27 protein-coding genes are annotated in these 26,944 nt (G+C 57.6%); 10 read left to right on the forward strand and 17 right to left on the reverse strand.

What is annotated here, in order from left to right:
• Positions 1–35 precede the first annotated feature (35 nt).
• Complete coding sequence (locus tag EXY20_RS28470; protein ID WP_135555594.1) at positions 36–1,493, reverse strand: circularly permuted type 2 ATP-grasp protein; 1,458 nt, start codon at positions 1,491–1,493, stop codon at positions 36–38.
• Positions 1,494–1,795: 302 nt separating this feature from the next.
• On the reverse strand, positions 1,796–3,316 hold the full coding sequence (locus EXY20_RS28475; protein WP_167859587.1) for a methyl-accepting chemotaxis protein: 1,521 nt from the start codon (positions 3,314–3,316) through the stop codon (positions 1,796–1,798).
• Between the two features lie 245 nt (positions 3,317–3,561).
• Between EXY20_RS28475 and EXY20_RS28480 the strand changes: the two genes are divergently transcribed.
• Positions 3,562–3,729 (forward strand): DUF1328 family protein, encoded by a 168-nt coding sequence (locus EXY20_RS28480; RefSeq protein ID WP_135555597.1) that lies wholly within the window; start codon positions 3,562–3,564, stop codon positions 3,727–3,729.
• Between the two features lie 57 nt (positions 3,730–3,786).
• Entirely contained in the window at positions 3,787–4,194 is a 408-nt protein-coding gene (locus tag EXY20_RS28485; protein ID WP_135555598.1) for a general stress protein, read from the forward strand.
• A 113-nt stretch (positions 4,195–4,307) separates the two neighbouring features.
• On the opposite strand, the gene EXY20_RS28490 is transcribed toward EXY20_RS28485, so the two are convergent.
• The 6 genes from EXY20_RS28490 to EXY20_RS28515 form a co-directional block, all read right to left on the reverse strand.
• Entirely contained in the window at positions 4,308–4,733 is a 426-nt protein-coding gene (locus tag EXY20_RS28490) for a cell wall hydrolase (protein ID WP_135555600.1), read from the reverse strand.
• Positions 4,734–4,868: 135 nt separating this feature from the next.
• Positions 4,869–5,801 (reverse strand): SPFH domain-containing protein, encoded by a 933-nt coding sequence (locus EXY20_RS28495; protein WP_135555602.1) that lies wholly within the window; start codon positions 5,799–5,801, stop codon positions 4,869–4,871.
• Between the two features lie 3 nt (positions 5,802–5,804).
• Entirely contained in the window at positions 5,805–6,236 is a 432-nt protein-coding gene (locus EXY20_RS28500; RefSeq protein ID WP_135555604.1) for an NfeD family protein, read from the reverse strand.
• A gap of 280 nt (positions 6,237–6,516) precedes the next feature.
• Positions 6,517–7,527: an LLM class flavin-dependent oxidoreductase gene (locus EXY20_RS28505; protein ID WP_135555606.1), complete on the reverse strand. Its 1,011-nt coding sequence runs from the start codon at positions 7,525–7,527 to the stop codon at positions 6,517–6,519.
• A gap of 47 nt (positions 7,528–7,574) precedes the next feature.
• Positions 7,575–8,246 (reverse strand): MBL fold metallo-hydrolase, encoded by a 672-nt coding sequence (locus EXY20_RS28510; protein ID WP_135555607.1) that lies wholly within the window; start codon positions 8,244–8,246, stop codon positions 7,575–7,577.
• Positions 8,243–8,881 (reverse strand): TetR/AcrR family transcriptional regulator, encoded by a 639-nt coding sequence (locus EXY20_RS28515; RefSeq protein ID WP_135555609.1) that lies wholly within the window; start codon positions 8,879–8,881, stop codon positions 8,243–8,245. The genes EXY20_RS28510 and EXY20_RS28515 overlap by 4 nt, the downstream gene beginning before the upstream one ends.
• Before the next feature lie 168 nt (positions 8,882–9,049).
• On the opposite strand from EXY20_RS28515, the gene EXY20_RS28520 reads away from it, so the two are divergent.
• The 6 genes from EXY20_RS28520 (at position 9,050) to EXY20_RS28545 (ending at position 16,706) form a co-directional block, all read left to right on the forward strand.
• Positions 9,050–10,831 (forward strand): sensor histidine kinase, encoded by a 1,782-nt coding sequence (locus EXY20_RS28520; protein ID WP_167859588.1) that lies wholly within the window; start codon positions 9,050–9,052, stop codon positions 10,829–10,831.
• The gene (locus tag EXY20_RS28525) at positions 10,803–12,488 is read left to right on the forward strand and encodes a response regulator (protein ID WP_167859589.1); all 1,686 of its coding nucleotides are present in this window, start codon (positions 10,803–10,805) and stop codon (positions 12,486–12,488) included. The genes EXY20_RS28520 and EXY20_RS28525 overlap by 29 nt, the downstream gene beginning before the upstream one ends.
• A gap of 105 nt (positions 12,489–12,593) precedes the next feature.
• Positions 12,594–14,303 (forward strand): extracellular solute-binding protein, encoded by a 1,710-nt coding sequence (locus EXY20_RS28530; protein ID WP_167859590.1) that lies wholly within the window; start codon positions 12,594–12,596, stop codon positions 14,301–14,303.
• A gap of 89 nt (positions 14,304–14,392) precedes the next feature.
• Complete coding sequence (locus EXY20_RS28535; RefSeq protein ID WP_135555616.1) at positions 14,393–15,292, forward strand: ABC transporter permease; 900 nt, start codon at positions 14,393–14,395, stop codon at positions 15,290–15,292.
• Between the two features lie 16 nt (positions 15,293–15,308).
• Positions 15,309–16,187, forward strand: a complete 879-nt coding sequence (locus EXY20_RS28540; protein WP_135555617.1) for a carbohydrate ABC transporter permease — start codon at positions 15,309–15,311, stop codon at positions 16,185–16,187.
• Positions 16,188–16,337: 150 nt separating this feature from the next.
• A complete protein-coding gene (locus EXY20_RS28545) occupies positions 16,338–16,706 on the forward strand; it encodes a DnaJ family domain-containing protein (protein WP_135555619.1) in 369 nt (122 codons plus the stop codon).
• Positions 16,707–16,716: 10 nt separating this feature from the next.
• Here the strand turns inward: EXY20_RS28545 and EXY20_RS28550 are convergent, their stop codons facing one another.
• Positions 16,717–17,502: a helix-turn-helix domain-containing protein gene (locus EXY20_RS28550; protein ID WP_135555621.1), complete on the reverse strand. Its 786-nt coding sequence runs from the start codon at positions 17,500–17,502 to the stop codon at positions 16,717–16,719.
• A 162-nt stretch (positions 17,503–17,664) separates the two neighbouring features.
• Here EXY20_RS28550 and EXY20_RS28555 point away from each other — a divergent pair, with 162 nt between their 5' ends.
• Positions 17,665–19,146 carry an FAD-dependent oxidoreductase gene (locus EXY20_RS28555; protein ID WP_135555623.1) on the forward strand — a complete coding sequence of 494 codons (1,482 nt, stop codon included), beginning with the start codon at positions 17,665–17,667 and terminating at the stop codon, positions 19,144–19,146.
• Between the two features lie 426 nt (positions 19,147–19,572).
• Here EXY20_RS28555 and EXY20_RS28560 read toward each other — a convergent pair whose 3' ends face one another.
• The 5 genes from EXY20_RS28560 to EXY20_RS28580 form a co-directional block, all read right to left on the reverse strand.
• A complete protein-coding gene (locus EXY20_RS28560) occupies positions 19,573–20,166 on the reverse strand; it encodes a Gmad2 immunoglobulin-like domain-containing protein (protein WP_135555624.1) in 594 nt (197 codons plus the stop codon).
• 203 nt (positions 20,167–20,369) lie between these two features.
• The gene (locus EXY20_RS28565) at positions 20,370–20,552 is read right to left on the reverse strand and encodes a hypothetical protein (protein WP_135555626.1); all 183 of its coding nucleotides are present in this window, start codon (positions 20,550–20,552) and stop codon (positions 20,370–20,372) included.
• Positions 20,553–20,765: 213 nt separating this feature from the next.
• Positions 20,766–21,572: a hypothetical protein gene (locus EXY20_RS28570; protein WP_135555628.1), complete on the reverse strand. Its 807-nt coding sequence runs from the start codon at positions 21,570–21,572 to the stop codon at positions 20,766–20,768.
• A 490-nt stretch (positions 21,573–22,062) separates the two neighbouring features.
• Entirely contained in the window at positions 22,063–22,638 is a 576-nt protein-coding gene (locus tag EXY20_RS28575; RefSeq protein WP_135555629.1) for a Uma2 family endonuclease, read from the reverse strand.
• Positions 22,639–22,692: 54 nt separating this feature from the next.
• A complete protein-coding gene (locus EXY20_RS28580) occupies positions 22,693–22,956 on the reverse strand; it encodes a hypothetical protein (protein ID WP_135555631.1) in 264 nt (87 codons plus the stop codon).
• Between the two features lie 109 nt (positions 22,957–23,065).
• Here EXY20_RS28580 and EXY20_RS28585 point away from each other — a divergent pair, with 109 nt between their 5' ends.
• Complete coding sequence (locus tag EXY20_RS28585; protein ID WP_135555633.1) at positions 23,066–24,124, forward strand: Gfo/Idh/MocA family protein; 1,059 nt, start codon at positions 23,066–23,068, stop codon at positions 24,122–24,124.
• A gap of 78 nt (positions 24,125–24,202) precedes the next feature.
• Here EXY20_RS28585 and EXY20_RS28590 read toward each other — a convergent pair whose 3' ends face one another.
• From EXY20_RS28590 to EXY20_RS28595, 3 genes are read right to left on the reverse strand one after another with little or no spacing between them, the layout of a single operon-like run.
• Positions 24,203–25,069, reverse strand: coding sequence for a MurR/RpiR family transcriptional regulator (locus EXY20_RS28590; protein WP_135555635.1), 867 nt, complete (start codon positions 25,067–25,069; stop codon positions 24,203–24,205).
• The gene (locus EXY20_RS39230; RefSeq protein ID WP_167859591.1) at positions 25,066–25,233 is read right to left on the reverse strand and encodes a hypothetical protein; all 168 of its coding nucleotides are present in this window, start codon (positions 25,231–25,233) and stop codon (positions 25,066–25,068) included. Before EXY20_RS39230 ends, EXY20_RS28590 begins: the two co-directional genes overlap by 4 nt.
• Positions 25,230–25,940 (reverse strand): N-acetylmannosamine-6-phosphate 2-epimerase, encoded by a 711-nt coding sequence (locus EXY20_RS28595; RefSeq protein ID WP_407944941.1) that lies wholly within the window; start codon positions 25,938–25,940, stop codon positions 25,230–25,232. The genes EXY20_RS39230 and EXY20_RS28595 overlap by 4 nt, the downstream gene beginning before the upstream one ends.
• Between the last annotated feature and the right edge of the window lie 1,004 nt (positions 25,941–26,944).

Raw genomic sequence — 26,944 nt, forward strand, 5'->3', positions numbered from 1 at the left:
TCGTTCCATTCGCACGGCTCATTTCGCTCCCGGCCTTACCTGGCCATCACCCACGTATCCTTGCAGCCGCCGCCTTGCGACGAATTGACGACGAGCGAACCTTCCTTGAGCGCGACCCTGGTCAGTCCGCCCGGGATCACGTGGGCCCCGTCGCCGTCCGACAGCACGAACGCACGCAGATCGATGTGGCGAGGGACCATGGCGCCGCCAAGCATCACCGGCGCCCGCGACAGCTTCATCGTCGGTTGGGCGATATACCGGCCCGGCTCGCGGCGAATCGCCTCGGCGAACGCGGCGATTTCCAGCTGCGTGGCGGCGGGACCGATCAGCATGCCGTAACCGCCGGAGAGCGACGTCTCCTTGACGACCATACGCGGCAAGTTGGCGAGCACATAATCGCGCTCCTCCTGGCGGGACATAATGTACGTCGGCACGTTGCGCAAAATCGGCTCTTCGCCCAAATAGAAACGGATCATGTCCGGCACGTAAGCGTAGACGGCTTTATCGTCGGCGACACCGGTGCCCGGCGCGTTGGCAATAGCGACATTGCCCGCACGGTAAGCGTTCATCAGGCCGGCGACGCCGAGCAGCGAGTCGGGGCTGAACGCAAGCGGATCGAGGTAATCGTCGTCCAGCCGGCGGTAAATGACGTCCACCTGCTGCAGCCCTTTGATGCCGCGCATGTAAATTTTATGGTCCTTGGCGACAAGATCGCGCCCTTCGACGAGATGGATGCCCATCTGCTGGGCGAGAAACGTATGCTCGAAATAGGCGGAGTTGTAAGGCCCCGGCGTCAGCAGCGCGATGACCGGATCCGGTTTGCCGGACGGCGCCAGCTTGCGGAGCGAACGCAGAAACACGTTCAGGCTGATCTCGACGTCGCGGACCGCGCAGGAAAACATCAGTTCCGGCAGCAGCTGGCTCACCAGCGTTCGGCTTTTGTACAAGTAGGAGAAGCCGGACGGCGTCCGCAAATTGTCCTCCAGCACGTAATAGTCGCCCTGCTCGTCGCGGATCAGATCGATGCCCGCCGTCGTCATGTACACATTGCCCGGCACATGCAGGCCCGCCATCTCCGGGCGGAAATATTTGTTCGCGATAATCATCGCGCGCGGCACGACGCCATCGCGGATAATCCGCTGCTCGTGGTAAATGTCGCGGACGAACCGATTGAGCGCCTCGATGCGCTGCTTCAGCCCTTTCTCCAGCATCTCCCACTCCGCTTTCGGAATGACGCGCGGAATAAAATCGAACGGAATCGTCCGCTCCAGCGGCTCCGATTGATCCGGGCTGTATAGCGTGAACGTGATGCCTTCCTCCAGCATGCGCCGGTCCATCGCCGCCTGACGGGCGGTGAGATCGGCTTCCTTCATCCGGCCAAATCTGCGATACACTTCCTCGTAGTGGACGCGAACCGAGTGATCCCTTTCGAACATTTCGTCGTAAAACGTTGCGGCGTCGTAAGAGAACCATTGCGCTTGTGCCGTAGACATGTGAACGCCTCCCCTCTTTCGAACGCGCGATCGGACTGCTGCCGCCATGCACGAAAGTTATATGTTAATTTATATTACACATAAGTAACAATTCCATTCCTGATCGACCTATTTTCCCGTGAAATATGCAGTTGAATGCCCTATCTTTACCCAATATCATATGCAATTCCGAATTATATGTCAACTATTCTTACATATTATTCGGAACTTTGGCAACTTGTCGCGTGTGGGACAGACAGCAAATAACCCCGCGGTTTGCGCCGCGGGGCGGGAGTTCGCTTTTGACTCCAAAGCAGGCTCGATTACGCAATAATTTGCTGCAAATTCGTTTCGACGCGTTTGATGCTGCCGAGGCTGTTCCGGTTCGTCTGCAGCAGCGACAGCAGCGTGGCGGACAGCTGCTCCAGCGTAGCGGAAGCTTCCTCGCTGACGGAGGCGAGGTGGTTCGTCGAATCGCCGATCGCCGCCGACGATTCGCCTACCTGCGACATCAATACGTTTTGCTTCGCGGCCAGCTCCTGCAGCAAGGAAACGGCGGACGAAATCAATTCGAACGAACGCTGCGTCCGCTGCGTCGTTTCGCTGCTTTCCTGCATGCGCTGCGCCGCTTGCTCGATTTTGCCGCGGGTTACGCTCGTTTGGGTGGTGAAATCGGCAATTTGCCGGGAAATGTGTTCCGCCGAACGTGCCGTCATGTCGGCCAGCTTGCGGATTTCCGCGGCGACGACGGCGAAGCCTTTGCCGTTCTCGCCCGCGCGTGCGGCTTCGATGCCGGCGTTAAGCGACAGCAAGTTCGTCTGTCTGGCGATGCTCTGAATCGTTTCGCTGATCCGGTTCGTTTCGTCTAGCCGTTCGATCAGATGCACGAATTCGGCCGCCATATCGTCCATGTCCCGTTTGAACGCCGCCGTATTGCCGGTCAACTCTATCATCTGGCGTTTGCCTTCCTCGGAGACGCCGGAAGCTTCTTGCGACTTCTGCAGCAGCTCCCGGAACGTAGCCGACATCTCCGCAATCAACGAACCCATCTGGCGGATCGATTCGTTGATCGACAGCGTCGAATCCACCTGAACGCCCGCACCTGCCGCGATCTCCTGGAACGCAACGTTCATTTCCGCGAAGGAGCTGTCATTCTCTTCGCCGGACCGGGTTATGCCGCCGATCAAACCGGTCACCGCCGTCACATTGCCGAGCAGCGCCTCCTTCTGCTCCCGCTGCTGCGCCAGCAGCCGCTCGGTTTCGAGCCTCGCTTGCTCCATACGCTTCATCAATCCGTTGGACACGAAATACAGGCAGAAGAACAAAGTGGAAATGAGCAAATAGTAAATCATATAGGTCGATTGCTGCTGGTCCGTGATGCCGAGCTCGTCCTTCATGCCGAACAGCATGTACAGCATCAAACCGAAGCCATACAAAGAGCCGAGCAGCAAGATGCGCACATTCATGAAGATGAGCGACATGACGACAAGGTAGTAGACGGAAAATACATTGGTTATGTTCGGATCCATCGTGACACTGATCATTGTGGAAATGCCTGTGCCGATAATGGCCAAATAGCCCATGCCGCCGATGAACCGGCGAAAATAATGCAGCAGCGCATAAAGTGCAAGCGAACACGGCTGGACCGTCATGACGGCCACCGTCGAGCCGCTCATGTCCTTCGTGCCGCTTGTCGCCAAACTGACCGCGATCAGCAGCGTCGTAATGAGCATGGCGATCAGCACGACGAAATTGCGCCGGTACATGTCCCGTTCCCTCAATGTAAGCGATTCCAACGACTTCCGGTAAAACGCTTTGTTTCCTGCGGTTTGCACTTCTGCCATGTGCGCCATCTCCTTTAATGTACGGAAGCTGTTGGAATGAATCTTTCGAACGCTATCATTATCATTCACAAGATTCGACTTCATTCGCCGGATTCCTGCATGTTGCGTCAACTAATGATACGTTCCCGCGAGGCACGGTTACTGTTTCGCAACCTGCCGATGCGGTTAAGTACATACCGAGTTCGACAAGCTTGATTCCCACGATCCATACCGCCGCAGAGCGGGAAAGAAAGGTGGTGAACGCCATGCTCGGATGGGCGCTGATGTTTTTCGTCATCGCGATTATTGCCGGTATTTTCGGGTTTTTCGGCATCGCGGCGGCGGCTGCTGGTATCGCCAAAATTTTGTTCGTTGCGTTCCTGGTGCTGTTCGTCATTTTCCTGATTTTGGGCAGAAGAACCCGCGTGAACTGATGCATGCGGCAACATGCCGCACAGCAAACCGAATCGACTGAAACGGAGGAATGTGCCATGAACGAGTACACGGCCGTACACACAGTAAGCAGCGTGATGGAAGCGCGAGAAACGATCAATGAACTGATGAGAAGCGGCTATTCGCTGGAAAATATTTTTGTGCTGACGCATGACAAGGACCGGACCGAACATGTCGCGAAAAGCACGAATGCCGAAACGATCGGCACATCGGAGGAAGGCGTCCTGACAACGATCGCCAACTGGTTTCGTTCCACGGGGGACGAGCTGCGGGCCAAAATGCGGGCGCTCGGCGTCTCCCGGGAGCGCGCCGAATTTCTCGAAAGCGAAATGGACCAAGGGAGAATCGTCATTCTCGCCTGGAGAGGCGGCCGGGAATACCACGGCGAGGAGTTCGACGATACGATTCGTTATTATCCTCCCTACTCGCCGTCGCTCAGACGGTGAGACGAACCGCCGGCTTGCCTTGCCTAACAGAAAGAGGAGGGTTCCCCCTCCTCTTTCTGTTTGCGACATGCCGCCAGCCGGCATCGTCGTTCGCTGCCGCCCGCGCGAATGCGTCACGTTTCGTAAATATGCGCGCATTCCTCGGGAGTCGGCTGGTAGAAGCAATGCTTTTTGAAACGGCCGACGAGCGGTTGGTTGTACCAGGTGTCCGGGCACTCGCCCTCCGGCCGGAAATACCACAGGCTGTATTCGGCAGGCCAGCTTCGTTCTCCATTGACGGAACGCCGGGCCAGCCGCTTCTCTCTGTCTCTGGCGCTCTGGTAGAAGTAACCGTGCTGCACCGCCTCGAACGCATGCTCCTGGTAAATCATTTCGGGAATGGTGCGCAGGTTTTTGAAATCGGAGCAGTTCGAGCGGATCCGGTTGATGCCGACGCTGCCGACGTGCAGCATGCCTTGCTCGCCTTCGCCTTCCGCCTCCGCCCGCAGCAGCCGCGCCAGCATATCGATATCGGATTGGCGCGCTTTGACAACGGCCATCGTTTCACCTCCCCCTCCAGGCTTACGTTAGTATATTAGGCAAACGGCCGATGGGTTCGCGCCCGCGGGCGCGTTTTTTGCACGGGAAAAAGCCGCCCCTTGCGGGACGGCCGCTGTTTCGCCAAACGATCCGGACTATTTGCCGTCCTTCGTTTTGAACATTTCGCCGATGGCGCCGATGCTGCCGAGCGTCTCGATCGCCTTGGTCGGCAGGAACACTTTGTTCGCCGGGCCTTTGGCGATTTCGTCCAGCGCTTCGAGCGAACGGTACGCCAGCACGTTCTCGTCGAGCCCCGCCGCGCGCAGCAGCTCGATCCGAACCTTCTCCGCCTCGGCGACCGCCTGGATCGCCTTCGCCTGGCCGAGCGCCTCCAGCTCCTGCGCCTGGCGCAAGCCTTCCGCTTCGCGGATGCGCGCTTCCTTGTCGCCTTCGGCTTTCAAAATTTTGCTCTGCTTGTCGCCTTCCGCGCGCAGAATCATGTCCTGCTTCGCCGCTTCCGCTTCCAGCACGATGGCGCGCTTGCTGCGCTCCGCCTTCATCTGCTTATCCATCGCGTCCTGAATGTCGGACGGCGGCTTGATGTCGATGACTTCGACGCGTTCGATACGTACGCCCCACTTCTCGGTCGCTTCGTCAAGCGCAAGACGAATTTCGGATGAAATTTTTTCCCGGCCGGACAGCGTTTCGTCCAGCTCCAGCTTGCCGATAATTTGCCGCATCGTCGCCGTACTGATGTTGCGCACCCCGTACACATAGTCGGAAATGCCGTACGTTGCCTGCTCCGGACCAACGACCTGATAGAAGATGATCGTGTCGATCTGCACCTGCACGTTGTCCTTCGTGATGACCGTTTGCGGCGGCACGTTCGCCTGCTGGATGCGCAGGTCGTGGTACGTGCGGACGTGGTCGATGATCGGAACGAGCAGGTTGAGCCCCGGCGTCAACAGCCGGTTGAACTTGCCGAGCCGTTCGACGACGCCGACGCGCTGCTGCGGCACAATTTTGATCGTGAGGGCGATGAAGACGATGACGAGAACCAGGATGATGATGGCAATGGTGTAGCCCATTTGTCATTCTCCTTCCGATTGGTATACTTCGAGTACGGTAGAACTGCGCGAAACGACAATGACGGTTGCTCCGGACGCCAGCGGCTCCGGCGACTTCGCGCTCCACGTTTCGCTGCCGACCTTGACGATGCCCATCCGGTCCGGCCCGATCGCTTCAACGACAACGCCGTGCTTGCCGACCAACTCGTCGATCGCATCGCGGAAACCGCGAGATCCGCGGAAACGGCGCGTCAGCGGCTTCGATAACAGCGTCAGGGCGACTGCCACCGCGCAGCCGACGATCACCTGCACGGCAAAAGCATCGGGCACAATCAGCGCGACAATCGCGGCAACCAGCGCGCCTACTCCAAGCCATAACAAATAAAACGTAAGCGTCAACATTTCCGCTACCAGCAGCACGCCGGCGACGATCAGCCAGATAACCCACAGTTGCATGACCCATGACCGCCTTTCTTCGGAAAATCGTGGATGACTCCGACTCTCTACTACTATTCGCGAAGAACGGACAACTTTCCTTTTCTTTTTCCTAGGGTGTGTCTGAAAACTCCGAGGATAGCAGATTTGGCCGAATTTTCGTCCCATGCAAGGAAGTTTTGTGCAGGCTTACCGGGGGTAAGTCAAACAAAACTGACGCAGCAGGGGGCGAAAAGGCGGTGAAAGATGCCTCCGAGCGGGTTTTCAGACACGCCCAAATTGGCATTTCGGAAAAAAAACGCTACCCGCCGATGCCGAATGCTTCCGCCAGCAGTTCGTAGGAACGCTGTCGGCTGGCGAACCGTTCGGTCATCGTAACGACGGCAAGTTCGTCCGCGCCATGCTCCGCGGCACAGGCGAGCAGCCGCTCCTTGACCGTCGCCGGGCTGCCGATGAACAGCCGGCTGCGGATGGCGGCAATCCGTTCCCGCTCCTCTTCCGTATACGGATAACGCACCGCTTCCGTTTCAGTCGGAACCTGCAGCGAGAAGTCTCCCTGCGTGATGCGCAGAATGCGCAGCAGCAGCGGCGCCGCCAAACGCTCCGCGGCTTCGTCCGTATCCGCGCATAATGCCGACACGCAAACGGCGACGCGCGGTGCACCGCCGAACGGGCCGGCGCGAAATTCGCGGCGATAGCGGGCCGCCGCTTCCGCGCCGCTCTCGCGGCTGATGAACTGCGCGTACGCGAACGATGCGCCGGTTTCCGCAGCGAGCCGTGCGCTCGTATCGCCGGAGCCGAGCAGCCACACCTCGGGGGTGGCTGCGGTAACCGGCGTGGCGCGCAAGCCGTGGAAGCGGTGCTCCGGCGGCAGGCTGTCGTACAGGAAGCCGGCGAGATCGTCCAGCAGCGCGGGGTAGTCGTCGCCCGGCCGCGTCATCCGGCCGTAACGCAGCGCCCGCGCCGCGCCGGGCATGCCGCCGGGCGCGCGGCCGAGCCCAAGATCGATGCGGCCGGGATAAAGCGCCTCCAGCACGCGGAACGTTTCGGCCACTTTATACGGGCTGTAATGCGGCAGCAGCACGCCGGCCGAACCGACGCGAATGCGCGACGTATGCGCCGCCACCGCGGCGATCAGCACCTCCGGCGCGGAGCCGGCAAGGCCTTGCGTATCGTGGTGCTCGGACAGCCAGTAGCGGCTGTAGCCGAGCCGTTCCGCGCACTTCGCCAGCTCGATCGTCTGGCGGAACGCGTCCGCCGCGCTGCTTCCCGGCGCGATCGGCGATTGATCGAGTATGCTCAGACTGATCATCGGCAGCCCTCCTTTGTGCCCAGCGTACCACGTGACCGACCCCGGCGCTACTTCCCGCTCAAAACGGCCGCTTGCCGGTAGCCGTTCAATTGCGCCGCCGGATTCAACACCGGCCCGCCGTGGCAAACCTCAAGCCGATTCGGCTGCAATTCGCCGACGATGGCGGCGCTCTTCACCGCTTGCTCCATGTCCGGCGTAAACATCGGCCGGCGAAGCCGCCCCTTTCGCGAGTTGAACAGGTCGCCGGCGAGCAGAACGCCGTCCCGCTCATGATAGTACACCACGTGGCCGGGGGAATGCCCGGGCGTCCAATAAGGCGTCAAGCTGCCGATCGGTGCGAGCCGTCCCTCGGCATCCTCCGGAAGCGGCTGCGCCACTCCCTTTGCTACGAAACGAACCGCCTTCTTACGCCGCGGATAAGGCAGTTCGCCTTCCATGTACGGCATTTCCGCGCGATGCGCATACACCGGAACCGGCCGGTCGCGCAAAATTTTGGCGAGCGCCCCGACGTGGTCGCTATGCCCGTGGGTCAGCACGATGCGCCGCAGCGGGCCGGCTTGCAGCCGGTCGACGAGTCCGACAATACCGCCCGCCATTCCGGACAGACCGGCATCTACGAGCGTGAGGCCGTCCTCCTCCCGGACGATCCACACATGAATCGGAATCAGGACCCAGATTCGCAAGCTCCAAATATGCTCCGAAACGCGTTCGATTTTCATTTTCCATCCGCTCCTTTTCCCCTCGTATGGCGCAAGCCGGCCATCACAACGTCGAACGCTTCGTCGAACGTCGCAACGAGCCGCTCCATCAGCCCCTCCGCCGTTTCTTCCGAATGTGCATAAGTCGCAACAATCCCGTGCAGCATAAAAAAATAAATCCGCGCATTCGCCAGCGCCTGCTCTTCGCGCTCCGCCGGCAAACATTGCTGCAGCGCGGTTTGCATCAGCCCGAACAACTGATTGCGCAGCCGGTTGATCGCAAGCTCCGGCTCCTTTTCGTCCACCCGCACCGCTCTGGTCGTAAACAATACGGCATACAGGCTCCGGTGCTGCAAGCAGCAGCGAATAAACTCGCGACCCAGCTCCTGCAGCTTCTGTTCCGCCGACGCGTCTTCCCGTTGCAAGGCCGCTTCGAACTGCCGCTTCACTTCTTCCAGTGGCGGCATGCACAGTTGGTGCAGCAGCGCCTCCTTATCCTTGTAGTACAAATAGATTGTCGTGTGCGAGCAGCCCGCCTCCTTGGCAATTTCGCGCATCGTCACCCCGTCGAAGCCGCGATCGGCGAACAGCCGGCCGGCAGCGGCAACGATCGATCGTTTCGTTTCTTCCGAGCGCTGCTCGTGTTTGGTCGTCATCCGTACCCCTCGCTCCCGCGATTTATAACCTTTGGTTTGTAACCGATGGTTATAATATAACCTATGGTTAGTAATGTTGTCAACGACATTTCCGAGTTGCGCGATTTGTCTCCCATCGGTTACGCTTCATGTACGAATATCCCGTGCGTTACGAGGGGGACCGGTGACATGAAAAAGACGGGCAACGCCTGGAAACATTCGATTTTTCGACGGCTGCTCACCACGTTTATCGCGATCATGATTCCGATTTATGTGTTCGGCCTGTTCATCTACAATTGGGGCATCCATGCCGTCCGCGAAGAAATATCGAATTCGATGGAGTCCCAAGTATCGTCGTATTTAAGCAATCTTGAAGACGAAATAAAGCGCATCCAATCGAGCCAGTACGACGCCCTCGTCGACGAGAACCTGTATACGCTGGCGGCGATCTCCGCGTCCCTGAACGAATACGACCGAAGCAAGGCGGTGCTGCGGCTCCAGCAGCGGCTCGACGCGATCAAGAACAGCAGCAGCTACATCAGCAACGTAACCGCCTATATTCCGCCGATCGGCATCACCGTATCCGCGCTGTACGCGCAGGAGCCGATCTCCGCTCCGCTTCAGGACATGATGGCCGCTCCGGTCGATCTGCAGTCCGCCATTCATTACTGGAACGGCCGGTTGTATATGACCGTCAGGTATCCGTACCCGTCGCCGGCCAGCGACACGCCGCTGCGTTACGCCATCATCGTCGAGCTGTCCGCAGCCGGAATCGAGCGGGCGCTCGCCCGGATCGACCAGTCGAGCAACAGCATGATTCTGATCGATCCCGAGCTGAGGTTTACGCTCTCCGGCAATAGCGACCGCGACATCAACCGCAGTATACGGGACGAAGTGCTGCTCCGGGAACGGGAAGGCGGCGACGCGGCGAAACCGTTCTCCATCCGACTCGGGGACGAGCCTTTTATGGTCATCGCCAAACAATCGGAGGCGCTCCATCTGGTGCTGACCAAGTATGTGCGGGAGGACCAGATTTTTGCCAAAGTAAACAAATATCAATCCTGGTTCTGGGCATACACCGTCATCACCCTTGTCATCATTTCGGTCTATTGCGTATCGACCTACAAATTCATTCACAAACCGCTCGTCAAGCTCGTCCGCTCGTTCAAAAAAATCGAAATCGGCGACTTCAACATCCAGATCGAGCATAGTCATCAGGACGAATTCCGCTATTTATTCACGCGTTTCAATGTGATGGCAAGCAATTTGAACACGTTGATCGACCAGGTGTACAAGCAGCAAATTATGGCCCAGCGCGCGGAGCTGAAACAGCTTCAATCGCAGATCAATCCGCATTTTCTGTACAACAGCTTCTTTATTCTGCATGGCATGGTCGTCTCGGAGGACTACGACACGCTCAAGCTGTTCACCAAACAGCTCGGCAGCTACTTTCAGTTCATTACCCGCAGCTCGGCCAGCGACATCCCGCTGCAACAGGAGGTCGCGCACGCCAGAACGTATGCGCAGATCCAGGCCAAACGGTTCCGCAGCCGCATGCAGGTCGATTTCGGCGAATTGCCGGAAGCGTGCCGGGACGTGCTGGTGCCGAGGCTCGTCGTGCAGCCGATCATCGAGAACGCTTTCGAGCATGGGCTGGAAAATAAAATGGCGGACGGGCTGCTGCGCATCCGGTTTCACTTCGAGGCCCCCCGCCTCTTCATCCACGTCGAGGATAACGGCGAGGAAGCGACGCCGGAGCGGCTGGCGGCGATCGCGGAGCTGCTGGCGCTTCCCGGGGAGCAGGAGCAGCGGGAAATAACGGGCATGATCAACATCGATCGAAGGCTGCGGCTCAAATTCGGCGACAACAGCGGCGTATCCGTAGCGCGGAGCGAGCTTGGCGGGCTGCGGGTAACGACGACAATCGAACTGGGAGAGGATGATGGTTATGTATCGTCTGCTGATCGTTGACGACGAGGCGGATATTGTCAACAGCCTGTATATGTTCCTGCAAGAAATCAAAGGGCCGGAGCTCGACATCTACCGGGCTTATTCCGCGCGCGAAGCGCTTGAATGGCTCGACCGCACGAAGATGGACATCGTGCTCACCGACATTCGCATGCCGGGAATGAACGGCATTCAATTGCTCGAGCACATTCGCCGCAACTGGCCTTTGTGCAAAGTGATTTTTGTGACCGGCTACGACGAGTTCGAATATGCGCATGTTGCGCTGAAATACGGCGGTGTCAAGTACATCCTGAAGACCGAAGGCTACGAGGAAATCGAGCGTGCGGTCGCGGGCGCCGTCGCCGAAATCGAAAATGCGCTGCAGCGCGACGAATGGATCGACTATGCGAAGCGGCAGATGGAAGCGGCCGTGCCGCTCATGCAGAAGGAGTATTTGCTGGACCTGCTGCAGGGAGAGAGCTATTCCGCGGAAGAGCGCGCGCACCATTTTCGCCAAATGGGTTTGCCGCTCCGCGCCGACACTCCGGTCATGCTCCTCGCGGCCCGTCTGGACAACTTGCCGAAGACCGTGCCGCCGATGGAGAAATCGCGGCTGATCTACGCGGTCAAATCGGCCGCCGAAAGCCAGCTTGGCCCCGCCGTCGCGCATGTGGGGATCTCCTTCGAAAGATCCAATCTGCTCTGGTTCGTCCAGCCGAAGGAAATCGCCGCTCCCGATGCCCCGTCCTGGGAGTGGATGGCGCTGTTCGTCAAAGGCACGGCGGAAACGATCCAGCAGATGTGTCTGAAGACGCTGAACATCGCCGTGTCGTTCGTCACGGACAGCGAACCGACGGCGTGGGCAGACGTCCCAGGCCGCTACGAATCGCTGAAGCAGCTCGTCTACTACCGGTTCGGCCAGGAGACGACGATGCGCATCGTCGACAGAAGCGAATACGCGGGCAACGCGCAGACGGCGGCGCCAGAAGAACGGCTTCAGCATCAGGCGAGGCAACGGCTGAAGCAGCTCAAGGCGCTGGAAGCGAATCTGGAAAGCGGCGCAGCGGATGAATTCCATGCCTTGCTCGCGGATATCGCTTCCTCCTTCCCGGACATCCACGGCCACCATCACGAGGCGGCGCTTGCGACTTACTACTCGATTTCGGTCATGTTCCTGACCTATATGGAGCGCTGGAATCTTGCGGCGGCGGTTGCCGGCCGCTTCGATCCGAACAAGCTGACGCGCCTTGACGAACATCGCTCGTGGCAGGAAGCGGCCGCGTATTTCGCCGGGCTGGCTGACGCCTTGTTCGAGCTGCGGTTTCACGACGAAGAGAACCGCGCGCTCGCCGCCGTCAATACGGTGAAACAGTTTATCCACGAGCATTACGGCGAAGATCTTTCGCTCGTCCGACTGGCGCAAATTGTCCATTTCAACCCGTCTTACCTTTCGCGATTGTTCAAACAAGTCGCCGGCACCAACCTGCTGGGCTACATCAACGAAGTGCGCATCGACCACGCGAAGCGGCTGCTGACCGAAAGCGAGCTGAAGGTGCACGATATTGCCAAAACGGTCGGTTATATGTCGGCGCCTTATTTTACCCGGTTTTTCCGCCGGGCGGTCAACATGAGCCCGCAGGAATACCGCGAATACGCTTTCAAACAGGTCAAACAAAGATAACGTTGTAAAAAAAACGCCCGTATTCATCCGGCAGAGCCCGTTGTTATACTTGACCCATAGCATATGCGCGCATGCTGCCAATCTTCGAACACAGGGGGAATATCGGTGAAACAATCGGCTAAACTCAAATCTTCCGCTTTTTTGCTTCTTTCTTTCGTTATGGTTTTTACAGCCGCTTGCAGCAGCAAAGACAACACGGGAAGCGGTGCGCAAGCAAGCGCAAGCCCGTCGGCTTCCGCCGCCGCTTCAGCATCCGCTTCGGCGTCGCCCGCCGCTCCGGCTGCCAATCCGCTCGGCAAATACGATCCGCCGATCAACGTGTCGGCCGTTCGCATCGCCCAAACATCGATGAAGTACGAAAACGGCGATACGATTGAAAACAATGCCTGGATCAAGCTGTATGCCGACAAGCTTGGCATCAATTTGAAGTATGACTGGATCGTTCCCGATCAGGCCGCTTACGATCAGAAGATGAACATTACAATCGCCTCCGGCGCGCTTCCGGACATTATGTCCGTCAATGCGACGCAATTCAAGGACCTGAGCAACAACGGCCAATTGGCCGATCTGACGGAAGCGGTCAACAAATTCGGTTCGCCGAAGCTGAAAGAAGTGCTTAACAAAGACGGCGGCACCGCGCTCAAAGCGTCTACCGTCGGCGGCAAGCTGATGGCGCTTCCGGTGATGCCGACGCCTGTCGACACGGTCAAACTGCTGTGGGTTCGCACCGATTGGCTGAAAAAGCTGAACTTGCCGGAGCCGAAAACGATGCAGGACGTGTTCGCCATTTCCGATGCGTTCACCAACAAGGATCCCGACGGCAACGGCAAAAACGATACGTTCGGACTCGCGATCACCAAAGATTTGTACAGCAACCCGGGGTTGACAGGCTTCTTCAACAGCTACCACGCTTATCCGCAAATTTGGGTGAACGATGGGTCCGGCAACGTCGTGTGGGGCAGCATCCAGCCGCAAATGAAAACGGCACTGACCAAACTGGCCGAGATGTACAAAAACGGCCAGCTTGACAAAGAGTTCGGCGTCAAGGACGGCCCGAAGGTCGACGAAAGCCTGTCGTCGAGCAAAGTCGGCATGATGTACGGCGAGATGTGGATGCCGCTTGGCGGAGGCATCACCAACGGCAAGAAGCTGGATCCGAACGAAGAGTGGGCTTCGTACCCGCTTCCTTCGATTGACGACAAAGCGGCGCAGCCGGGCATCACCTTCGGCGTATCCAACTTCTACGTCGTCAAGAAAGGCGCGAAAAATCCGGAAGCCGCCGTCAAGCTGATGAATTTGTACCTGGACATCGACGGCAGCCTCGACAAAACCGTCAACGAAACATACGGCAACAAAGACGGCATCGAAAAATGGAAATATGCGACGATCAACCAGGTTTCGGTGACGAATCAGGACGTTCACAAAAATGTGTCCAAGGCGCTGAGCGACAAGGATACGTCGAAATTCAACGCCTCCGATAAAGCCATCTATGACATTCTGGTCAAATTCCGCGAAGACGGCAACGTCAGCGGTTGGGCGTACGATCACGTCTTCGGCCCGCAAAGCTCCCAGCAATTGCTGGTCAAATACAACGAGGCCAAACAAATTCTCGTCACGGCGTTCTACGGCGCGCCTACTCCGGCCATGGTGGCGCAAATGCCGGCGCTGAAGAAGCTGGAGCTGGAAGAATTTACGAAAATCATTATGAACGCAAGCCCTCCGGACGCCTTCGACGCCTTCGTGGCCAACTGGAAGAAGCTCGGCGGCGACGATATGACGAAAGAAGCGAACGATTGGGTGAAAAGCCAGAAATAACGCTCGCCCGGGTATGGGAGGCGCAAGGCTCGCTAACGCCTTGCGCCTTCCGTGCCGCCCAAGTACCCCAATAAAGGTAGGCGATTCCGATGAACAAAATCAAGTGGCCGGTTAACCTACCGCTGCACATCATGATTTTGCCTTGTGTATTGCTCGTGTTTGTTTACCAGTACATCCCGATGTTCGGCGTCGTCATCGCGTTTCAGAAGTTTGTTCCCGCGCGCGGCTTTTTCCATTCGTCCTGGATCGGCTGGGACAACTTCCGATACGTGTTCAACATGCCCGGCATTTGGCAAGTCATCTACAACACCGTTTATATCGCCGTGTTGAAAATCGTTGCGATGATGATCGTCCCGATCGGCATCTCGCTTCTGCTGAACGAAGTTCGCCGGGCGTCCTTCAAACGGGGCGTGCAGACGCTGATATATTTACCGCACTTTATGTCCTGGATCATTCTTGGCGGCATCCTGATCGATATTTTGTCTCCGACCCGCGGCATCGTCAATCAGGCGCTCGGTTTTATCGGATTGGATCCGATTTTTTTCCTGGGGGACAATAACTGGTTCCGCTTTACGCTCGTCGTCTCCGACTTGTGGAAGGAATTCGGCTACAGCACGATCGTCTATTTGGCTGCGCTGACCGCCATCGACCCGACGCTGTACGAGGCGGCGACCATCGACGGAGCGAGCCGCTGGAAACAAACGTGGCATGTGACGCTGCCGGGCATGCTCCCGGTCATCGTGCTGCTCGGCACGCTCAGCCTCGGCAATGTGCTGAATGCGGGCTTCGATCAAGTATTCAATCTGTACAGTCCTTCCGTGTATGCTAGCGGAGACATCCTCGATACGCTGATCTACCGGGTCGGACTCGAGAACGCGCAATACGGGGTTGCCACCGCAATCGGCTTGTTCAAATCGGCAGTCGCCCTGTTCCTTATTTCCGGTTCTTACTTCCTTGCCTACCGGTACGCGAACTATCGAATTTTCTGAAAGGGAGGTGGCGTAAGTGACCGGCGATTCCACATTTGGCAGGCGGCTGTTCGTCGTATGCAATACGGTGTTTCTCATCTTGTTGTCGCTCTTGTGCCTGTTCCCGCTCGTCCATGTTTTCGCCGTTTCGTTCAGCTCCGGCGCAGCCGCCACCGCGGGGCTCGTCAAGCTGTGGCCGGTGCAATTTTCGACCAAAGCGTACGTCTATATTATGAACAAACCGGAATTTCTCCGCGCCTTCGGGGTGACGCTGCAGCGCGTCGGACTCGGGTACGCCATCAACATGCTGATGGTGCTGCTCGCCGCCTACCCGCTGTCGAAGGAATCGCACAAGTTCAAAATGCGCACGGCGTATGTATGGTATTTCGTCTTTACGATCCTGTTCGGCGGCGGCCTCATCCCTTGGTACATGACGGTCAAAACGACCGGATTGCTCGACACGATCTGGGCCCTCGTGCTGCCGGGAGCGGTGCCGGTATTCAACGTGATCCTGCTGCTGAACTTCTTCCGCGGACTGCCGAGGGAAATCGAGGAATCCGCCTTCATCGACGGCGCCGGACACTGGATTACGTTGTGGCGGATTTATGTGCCGCTGTCGATGCCGGCGCTGGCAACCCTTTCGCTGTTTACGCTGGTCGGGCACTGGAACGCGTGGTTCGACGGGCTGATTCTGATGAATTTTCCGGCGCATTATCCGTTGTCCAGCTACATGCAGAAAGTCATCATCGTTTCGACGCCGCTTGACGGCGTAGATATCCATAACTTGGGTGAAATTACCGATCGAACGACCAAAGCGTCGCAAATTTTGCTTGCCTCGTTGCCGATCTTGCTCGTTTATCCGTTTCTGCAGCGGTTTTTCATCAAAGGTATCGTGCTTGGCAGCGTCAAAAGTTGAATGGGGCAGAAGGTAAACCTCACTTTTATAACCATTGGTTAGTAAAATGTGGTTGTGCCGAATCTGTCACCGACGGCCGCACGCGACGAAGCCGGAGAATGCTACAATAAGAGCGAGTATCCGAAAACGGCTTCGAAGGGAGAAATTCCGATGAGCGTATGGGATTCGATCGTCGAGGAACGCATTCGCGAAGCGACGGCGCGCGGAGAGTTCGACAACTTGCCGGGCAAAGGCAAACCGCTGCCGCCGGACGATTGCGCCGGCGTGCCGGAAGATTTGCGCCTCTCGTTCAAGATCATGAAAAATTCCGGCATGCTGCCGGAGGAGATGCAGTTGAACAAGGAGATCGTCACGCTGGAATCGCTGCTGCGCGAGTGCTTGACCGGCGACGCCGGCAATCTGCGGCGCGAGCTGAACGACAAGAAGCTGCGCTACCGGCTGCTGATGGAGCAGCGCGGCTTCTACGAAAGCGCGGCATATCCGGACTACGAAACGAAACTGCTGGACAAACTGACGTAACAAGGCAGTATTAAACTACTCGGCTTCTTTCCTTCAGCAGCACCGAAGGCGGGAAGCCGTGTATTTTTTTGAACACCCGGTTGAAATAGGCCTGATCGCAAAACCCCACATATTCGGCCGCCTGGCCGATGCTGACGTCGGCGTGCAGCAGCAGGTCGCGCGCCGCGGACAGCTTTACCTGATGAATGTAATGTTTGACCGTGTTCCCCGTCAGCTGCCGGAACAGCGCCGAAAGGTAATTGGGCGAGCAGCCGGCAAGCTTCGCCAGCTCGTCCACCCGGATCGGATCGCGATAGCGGGCCAAAATGTAGGCCTGCGCCCCGGCGACGATGCTCGATTTGGGCGCCTTGTGGCGCTCAAGGTCCAGCTCGCGGCTCATATGGCCCAGCAGCTCGGCGACAATCGCCGCGCAGATCGGCTCGCAATACGGCAGCTTGCCCATCCACTGTTGGACCAGCAAGGCGAAGCGCTGCTTCATGTATTCGAATTGGCTCGTGCGAAGCTGGCGCGGCCGCTGCCCGGCGAGCAGCGGGTAAACGGTTTCGGCCGATGCGGGAGCGGCAAACGTAACCCAATATTTCTGATGGTAGTTTTCCCCGTCATGGAACGCCTCGCGCAAGCAGCCCGTCGGAATGAACAGCAAATCCCCCTTGCGCAGCTTGAACAGCGCGCCGTCGATCCGGTAGTTGGTTTGGCCGGAGACGATAAAAGCCACCGCGCAAGTTGTCGTCAAGGACAGCTGCTTCTGCCAGCGCGGATCGCGATCGTCGAAGCCCGCCGCATACAAGTCGATCATCCGAGCCCTCCCTTTCCCTGTCGAACTTTAGTATAGTGTAGATTCATACAAAACGGAATAGATTCGTTAATCGTCAAAATAAAGATCCCGCCGTTACAATGAAGAAGAACCAGCGCAACTTGTCATGGAGATTTGTACAATCGGGAAAGGGATGAACGGCGCATGATTTACGATTTGGTCATCTACGGCGGCACTTCCTCCGGACTTGCCGCCGCCGTGCAGGCGAAACGAATGGGACTTTCCGCGATCGTGATCGAACCGGGCGATCATTTGGGCGGGCTTAGCAGCGGCGGACTCGGGGACACCGACTTCGGCGACAAAGGCGCGATCGGCGGGCTGGCGCTCGATTTTTACCGGCGGCTCGGCAAGAAGTACGGCAAGGAGGAAGCGGTCTGGCTGTTCGAGCCGAAGCAAGCCTCTGCCGTTTTCGCCGACTGGATAGCGGAATATGACCTCTGCGTGTTATGCCGCGAGCGGCTCGACCTGGAAGGCGGCGTCGCCACAGCGAACGGCCGCATCGCCAGCATCCGCATGGAGTCGGGGACCACGTTCGCAGGCCGCATGTTTATGGACGCGACTTACGAAGGCGACCTGATGAAGCTTGCCGGCGTCGCTTATACGACCGGGCGGGAAGCGAACCGCATTTACGGGGAAACCTATAACGGCATCCAAACGGAAAATGCGACAAAAAACCAGCTTCCCTACGGCATCGATCCGTATTGGGTCAAAGGCGATCCTGCGAGCGGCCTGCTGCCGGGAGTCAATGCAGATGCCGGCGGCGAAGACGGCGAAGCCGACCATCGCATTCAGGCGTATTGTTATCGCATGTGCCTGACCGACGATCCGGACAACCGCGTCATGGTCGACAAGCCTGCCGGCTACGACGAAAGCGAGTACGAGTTGTTGTTCCGCTCCGCCGAGCAGGGACAAACGGTATTCTTCAAGCTGAATGGCGTACCGAACCGGAAGACGGACTCCAATAACGACTGCGGCTTCTCCACCGATTTCATCGGCCGCAATTACGGTTATCCGGAAGGCGGTTATGCCGAGCGGGAGCAAATGGCCGCGGCGCACCAAACGTATCAGTTGGGGCTCGTCTGGACGCTGCAGCACCATCCCCGCGTCCCGGCAGCCATTCGTGCGTTTTACAAGGAGTGGGGGCTGCCGCGGGACGAATTCGCCGCAACCGGCCACTGGACGCCGCAGTTGTACGTCCGCGAATCGCGGCGGATGGTCGCCGATGTCGTGATGAACGAGCACCATATTTTTCTGCGTACGCCAGTCGAAGATCCGGTCGGCCGCGGCTCGTACAGCATGGATTCGCACAACACGCAGCGGCATGTAAGCAAGGATGGCTTCGTCGTCAACGAAGGCGACGTGCAAATCAGGCTGGACGCGCCGTATCCGATCAGCTACCGGTCAATCGTGCCGAAGGAAGCCGAATGCGCCAACTTGTTCGTGCCCGTTTGCCTGTCCGCCTCGCACATCGCTTACGGGTCGATCCGCATGGAGCCCGTTTTTATGGTGCTTGGGCAATCGGCGGCGACGGCGGCGGCTTTGGCGCTAGCCGCGGACTGCAGCGTGCAGCGGGTCGATTACGCCGCACTGCGCGAGCGGCTGCTGGCGGACGGGCAAGCGCTTTGACACGCCCCGCCGCGAATGGTGAGAAAAACCGTCAGGAAGAGTCAGAGAGAGCCATCCGCCAGCTACCCCGTTGCCAAATAGGCCCTATCTTCTTGCCTATTTCGCCAAAAACGGCCCGTCCACACGAAATAGCCAGTGATTTCACTGGCTATTTCGCTGGAAGTGCCGATTTGAAGGCGATCTGGAGCAAATAACCAGTGTTTTCACTGGCTATTGCATGCGGGCCGGGCGATATCGGGCAAATAGGCCATTTTTCATGGGCTATTTTGGTTGCCGAGCAAGAAATCGGGCCACTCAGGGCGGCTCACCAGAATATGCTTCTTGCAGCACCCGAAACTTATCAATTCTTATCTATCAAAAAAGACCGCCGGAGCTTGCAACTCCCGGCAGTCTTGCGCATTCGCGGCGATTGGTTTCAGACACGCCCTAAGAATGGAACTGCTCCAGCGGCACCTGGAACAAATTGACGATGCTGCCGTCTTTGGCGCTGTATTCGAATAACTCGATCGTCAGTGTGCCGTTAACGGGGAGCTCGTTCTGCGGAATGTAAACGTTCAGCGTGAACGGCGACCAGGCCGGCGCCCCTTCCTTCACTTGTTCGTTCTTCTTCAGCAAATAGTTATGGCCGTCCGAAATGGCGTAGCTCATCACCGCTTCGAACACGCGCGCTTCCCCGGTGACGGTATAATTCCCGCCGGTGCCGATCACCTTTACGTTGCGATATGCATTGTTGCCCGCCGCCTGCCCGCTGCCGTAAACGATTTCCGCCCGCTTCTGCGCTTCGTTCCAGTTGACCGACGCACCGAGCATGTCGCCGACCGCCCGCATCGGAATATACGTATTGCCGTCGTAATTGAGCACCGGCAGCTCGGTGCTCTGGTATTGCGCGTTATTGACCATAACCGGATAAGTAATGTCGACAAGCGTGTATTGTTTGATTGTGGCAGCCAAAGAAGGCACCGAAACCATCAGCAGCACTCCTGCGAGCAACCCGATCGCAAAGCCTTTGAACGTTTTCATCCTCTTCTTGCCCCTTCCAAAATGAGTTGTAACAGGCGACACGGTTCGACCCGTTGCCTCCCCTATTATAACGCATTTGGTCCCATCATTGTTGCACGTGTTTGCAAAGCGGGCGCGCCAAAAGAAAAAACCTCGCCCCCGAGGTTCTCCGTCTGCACATATGACATTTGCCCAACGTTCTGCCGGCTGGAGGCCCTCCGGCCTCAGCCGCGCCGGTTCGCCTTCCGCAGTTGTTTTCGACCCGACCAGCACATGCAACCGATTGCAAGCGCCATCAAACCCGCCCCGTCCAGCGCCGATATTTGTCCGTCATGGGCGAGCATCAGCGCGGCAGCCAGCAGCAGCCAACAATTCACATAGATGTATTCGTAAAGCAGTCGCGGCATCCCGTCACACCCCTTCGACCTTATCATATGCCTAAATCGCCGATAAGGGAACGAGTCGATTCGCTGCGGAATGGGATTGTAATCAAAACGTAACAAGCCGTTCATCTTTTTTTCATGTTCGTCTCCTATACTAATAAGTGACCCCCCTTTTTTAATATAGCACTACGTGGACCTGCGGCCCGTTGCCAGCAGGTCATTTTTTTGCGCTTCCCCTTATTTGGCGATGCGCTGGACGCCGCGGAACAAGGTGGCTACATACAGCATCCCTTCGTATTCGTCGACATCCGTCACCGGGCAGTCCAGCCGGTAGGCGACCATCCGGACGCCTCCCCCGAAGGAAACGAGCCGATACAGTCCTTTGTCGGTACAGACATAAACGCGGTCCGCGCTTTGTACGACGCGGTATACAAACATGCGCCCGAACCGATAGCCGTCGTATCCGCCCTGCTTGTTGCCGACAACAAGCTTCCCGGCGGCGCTTGCGCCGATGACATGACCGCGGTAAATCGCCAGACTTGTAACGCCGGCTTCAAGCGCAACGTCCGTCCAGGCCGACATGTAACGATCGTAGACGGCAATGCCTTTGTCATGGCCGACGATCACATACTGCGGCGCCACCATCGCGTCGTACACGATCGAATCCGTCCCCGAAAGCTGCGACCAGCCGTGTCCCGAATAGCTCCATAACCCGTAAGAAGTTGCGGCAAGCTGCATCCCGCCGGCCGAGGTGATCTGATAGCAAGGTACCGTCAACGAATGATCCAGCCAACCGTCCCCGTCAAGCTCGAACAACCCGCTGTCCGTGCAGGCATAAATCGAAGGGCCGCACAGCTGTAACCGGTTGATCGTCGCTTTCGGCGGCAAACCGTCGTTCAGCTTCTGCCACCCCCGTTCGGGGCAGATGCGATAGACGCCCTGGCCGAGCGATACCGCCAGCACGCTGCCGTCGCCGCAAGCGACGATGGAGGATATATTGGTCAGGAGCCGATCTCCTGCGTACGATTCGGTGTCGCGGTTCATGGTACCGTCCCCTGTCGTCAAAATGGTATCAGCAAGTTGTTCCTATTTTACATGATAATGATTCTCATCGTCAATGAGGGGGGGTCACAAAATAGGGATTGCTTCGAAATGGGAGCAGGTACTTTGCGCGGGCTGTACTCCCGTACCGTAGTACGGACGGGTGATCAACAGGAAACTTGCCGGCGGCTGAAGCCTTTCATCACAGAAACAGACGCCTCGGCGCGGGCTGAACGTAATTTAAGTGTATAAGTACACTAAAAAACTGCCATTCGGACTCGATCGATACATTTAAGTGTGAATGTGCGCTTAAATTCGACGGATCGAGCCAAATATCGGAAAATCAGCGAAAGCTAAGTGTATTACTGCAGTTAAAGTATCCGAATCGTCCGTTTGGGACGAGTTTAAGAGTATTAATGCCGTTAAAGGTAGAGGTTCGGGGTGTGCCGGACAAGAAGCAGCGGCCCATGCTCCTGAAAGTTTGGGTTGCGGATCACATCTTGTCGGCGTCAGGAAACATCCCTTCCAGCGCAAACGACAGGCACGGAATGGAATGAGCGGCGATGCTGTTGCGTTCCGTAAGCGTGGCGACCAGCATGTAGCGGTCGTTTTCGAGCACGAATTGGTCAATCGTCCGATAAACCGGGTCCGCGAGCCAGTATTCCCGGACGCCGAACTTTTCGTAACAATCTTTTTTGATCGTTTTGTCTCGGCTGCCTGTGCTGGCGGACAATATTTCGACGACAAGATCGGGAGCGCCGTAAATGTAGCCGTCCCGGATGATGCCAAGATTCTCGCGGGCGATATAAATCACATCGGGCTGCAAAATGTTGTCTGCATCGAAATGGACATCCAGCGGGGCAAGCAACGTTTCCCCATCGGCGCAGCAAGCATGATGGAACGCAAGATAAAGATTCGTCAGCAGCTTCTGGTGCACATACATCGGAGACGCCAGAAAATCGTAGCGGACCCCGCCGATAATTTCAAACCGTTCTTCCGCTTCGTAATAACCCGGTTGCTCCTTGATTTTCCACTTCCCATCGGGTTGCTTTGGTTTGCCATCGCTCATCTCGCTGCCTCCTTCGCCAAATTCAGATCCAATTTTACCAATTGTATCATGTGGTTACGGTTTTTGCTTGCTTTTGCGCACAAAAAGCAGCACGATCCACACGACTGTAGCGACCAAATAGATCGGCGCCACCACAACCGCCAATATTGCCAGGTTGGCCAAATCGTCCCAGCCCCCGTGATTTTGCTGCGTATTGTACAGAAACACAAGCGCCCCCGCCGCATAAATCGCGCAAGGCCACCAAACCTTTTTGACCGCCGCCCCGATCGGAAACAGCAGCAGCACCGCCCAAATGACCGCATAAGCCGTCGTCGACACCGCAACCCCTCCTTGCAAATAATGACCAACCTAAACTCGATTTTACACCATGTCGGCGCCAATGAAACGATACAATGACAGTATTTGATGCCAAAATGGAGGGACAAGCGTGGACAAAATCAAAGTGGCCATCATCGGCTGCGGGACGATTGCAAACGGTGCGCACATCAAAGCTTATCTGGCGAATCCGGCAGCGGAAATCGTCACGTTCTGCGACATTATCCAGGAACGGGCCGAAAAGGCCGTGAAGGAATACGGCTGCGGCAAAGCGACGAACGATTACCGGGCGATTCTGGAGGACCCGGAAGTGGAAGCGGTGTCGATCTGTACGCCGAACCATGTGCACGCGTCAATCGCCATCGATTGCCTGCGCGCGGGCAAACACGTGCTTTGCGAGAAGCCGGCGGCCCGCACGTACGCCGAGGCGCTCGAGATGCAGCGCGTCCAGCACGAAACCGGCAAGGTGCTCAACATCGGCGTCGTCAACCGCTTCAACACGGGCGTCAACATTATCAAAAAGATGATCGCGGACGGCGATCTCGGCGAGCTGTACCACGTGTACATCAGCTTCCGCTCGCACCGCTCGATTCCGGGCCTCGGCGGCGCCTTCACGACAAAAGCGATTGCCGGCGGCGGAGCGCTGATCGACTGGGGCGTGCATTTCCTCGACGTCGTCATGTACTGCTCGGGCGATCCGCAGCCGCAAACCGTCACCGGCCAGGCATACAGCAAGCTGGGACGCGACATGCCGAACTACGCCTATACGAAAATGTGGGCCGGACCGCCGAACTATGACGGCACATACGACGTCGACGACTTCGTGACGGCGATGATCCGCACCGCAGGGCCGACGATTACCGTCAACGGCGCCTGGGCGCAAAACATCGGCGTCGACGAAATGTTCATCGATTTCCTCGGCGACAAGGCCGGCATTCGCCTGCAATACGGCAAAGAATTCAAGCTGTACAGCGCGAAAAACGGCGCCCTGCTGGAAACGACGCCGACTTACCAGGCGACGGACATGTTCCAGAACGAAATCGACGGCTTCCTCTCCTGCATCCGCAGCGGCGAGAAGCTGCCGTCGCACATCGATACGGTCATACTTTCGTCCCAAATCATTCAGGCGATTTACGATTCCTCGGAATCGCGCAAGGAAATTGCGCTCTGATTGGCGGTCATACGCCTAATAAACAACAAGCGCCGCCGGCATGTTCTTGCCGCGCGGCGCTTGTTGCTGCGAGCGGACTCAATACAGCTTATCCAGCACCGACTTGGCCGTCTTCTCCATCGCATGGTACGTGCGCTGTTTCTCCGCCAGCGCCACCGCGTTCGACAAGATGTCGAGCACGTTGATCTGCGCCAGCTTGGAGGCGAACGAGCCGCCCTGCAGCGGCGATTCTTTCGCTGTCGTCAGCAGCACGACGTCCGCGTATTGCGTGATCGGCGAACGCGCATGGCTGGTCAAACAAACGATGAAAGCGCCGTTCGCCTTCGCCAGCTTAATTGCGGCGACTACATCCTTGGTGCTGCCGGAGACGGAGATGCCGAACACCGCATCGCCTTTGCCCGCCAGCGAGGCGTTCATTGCGATGACGTGCGAATCCGACTCCGCCACGACGTTATAGCCGAGCCGCACGAATCGGTACTTGGCGTCCATCGCCGTGATGCCGGACGAGCCGACGCCGAAGAAGAGGAGCCGGTTCGACGACACGACCGCTTTTACCGCCGCATGCACGTCGTGCAGAGACAGCAGCGGCATCACATTCTGAATGACCTGCGTGTTGAAGCCGCAGATTTTGCGGATTACCGCGTCCAGCCCGTCATCCTCCTGAATGTCGCCGTACAGCTGCTCTTCCGGCTTCGAGACGTTTTGCGCGAGCGACAGCTTGAACTCCTGGTACCCGCGAAACCCAAGCTTGCGGCAAAAGCGGATGACCGACGTTTCACCTACCTCGCTTTTTTCCGCCAAGTCCGTAATCGTGCAAAAAACGGCGGCTTCCGGATCGCGCTGCACGGTATCGGCCACTTTCCGTTCCGACTTGGTCAACGATTCGTATACAGTCGGAATACGGAGAAGGGCATGGGAAAGTTCTCCCCTTGCAGTCGTTTTCATGGCGTTGTCCTTTCCGCCCCGTATTCCCATAGCTGCCGCTGCGCGGCCATGTTCGGCAGCGTCGTCTCGTAAACGATCGCGCCGCTTGCGTCGACGAGACCGGCGGCAATTTTCGTGCCGCCGATGTCGAGGCCTACCGCCGCTTGCTTCGCCGGCGCGCTCAAGACCGGTCCCGATCCGCGGCGCCCGCCGTCCCGTTCAACCAGGCGCCCATCTTCTCCGCATACCGCGCGGCGATCAGCTGCGGCCGGGTAATCGCGCTGCCGACAACGACGTAAGTCGCGCCGCATTTCAGCGCCGTCACCGCTTCCTCCGGCGACCAGATGCGGCCTTCGGCGACAACCGGCACACGCACGCTGCGGCTCAGCTGCCGGACCAGCTCGAAGTCCGGCGTTTCCTGCTGCGGGCTGTAGGGCGTATAACCCGACAGCGTCGACGAAATGAGGTCGGCGCCGACCGCTTCCGCGCGCATGCCCTCCTCGAGCGTCGACACGTCCGCCATGACGAACGCGCCAGCGTCGTGAATGTATTTCACCAAGCCCGGCAGCTTGTCGTACCGGTTTTCGCGGTCGGTCATGTCGAGCGCAACGATCTCGGCCCCGGCCGATACGATCGCTTCGACGTCGGCAAGCTCGGGCGTGATGAACACGTCCGACCCTGCGATGCTGCGTTTATTCAAACCGATCACGGGCAAGCCGACACTCGACTTGATCAGCCGCACATCGTCCGCTCCGTTCGTGCGGATGCCGATGGCTCCGGCCATTTCGGCCGCTTTCGCCATCATTCCCATCACACCTGCGCCGTACAGCGGTTCGTCGGGCAGCGCCTGGCACGATACAATCAATCCTCTTTCGCGAAAAGGCAAGCTCATCATCGCCATTCCTTTCTGTCGGTCCGGTTGTCGTACCTGCGGCGATGGCCGTTCCAGCGCAGCAGCGATTTCCCACGATGAGCTCATTATACTAGAATCGGAAGGAAATTTCCTTCATTATTACTTGCTAATATAATTTTTTTCTCCAAAATTCGGCTTCCGCTGCTTACGGGGGTTGGTTCAGCCTTACAGCAAACTAGATCAAGGCAGCTACCGCCGCTTAACCTGACAATATTGCCCCCTCCCCGCTCTCCGCCAATGTTGTAAGGTTATGCGATGGCAACTGTCCCGATTATTGTATGGCTGAAATCGGCTTTATTTCGTTGAAGCGGCGAGCGGGCATATATTCGGCAGCAATTCGCGTCTGCCGGATATCCCATCGGCTCAGACTGGTGCGGCGGTTGAGCCTTATCTCTCAGGAAGAGGGACGAGTGAGAAGTCGCATCAGTTCGTATCTGTTGGTTATCCCGTTGGCTCAAGTTGGCGTTTGGATGTAACGAGTTTGAAGGGTTTGCCTGAATGGTGTCGCTGCATCGTAGGGGCACTTTTCTTGAAATGGGATCTTGAGATTGAGTCAAGGGGATAACGAGCAGAAAGGAATTTGCGGAGAGGACAACCTTGTTCCGGTCTGAGCGAAGTGGATAGCGGGCAGAAAAAACAGGGGCATAAAGGGGCAGGTGCATATGGGAAAGAGGGGGATGCGAGCCTGACTCAAGCGAAAAAGTTGCAGGCCATAATAGAGGGGCGGCATGTTTGGCCGGATAACAACGAACCACCATTAACAGTCGATGAAACAAGGCTGAAATCAGTTGCTACTCAGGTACTCTCCGGCCTCGAGCGGCTACCCAGGCAGGCCGGATCGATGCCTTGGAACATGTAAACATTCCTGTAGGCGCCAAGATACGGCCTTGGACAAAAAACAGGAGCGCCTCGTATGATGGGGGTGTGACGGGTCAATAGCCCTAAAACCCACCAAGGAGGCGCTTACCCTGAATTTTAATCGA

Origin of the sequence: Paenibacillus cymbidii, assembly GCF_004764705.1 — a bacterium.
In the GTDB taxonomy this organism is placed as follows: Bacteria; Bacillota; Bacilli; order Paenibacillales; family NBRC-103111; genus Paenibacillus_AN; species Paenibacillus_AN cymbidii.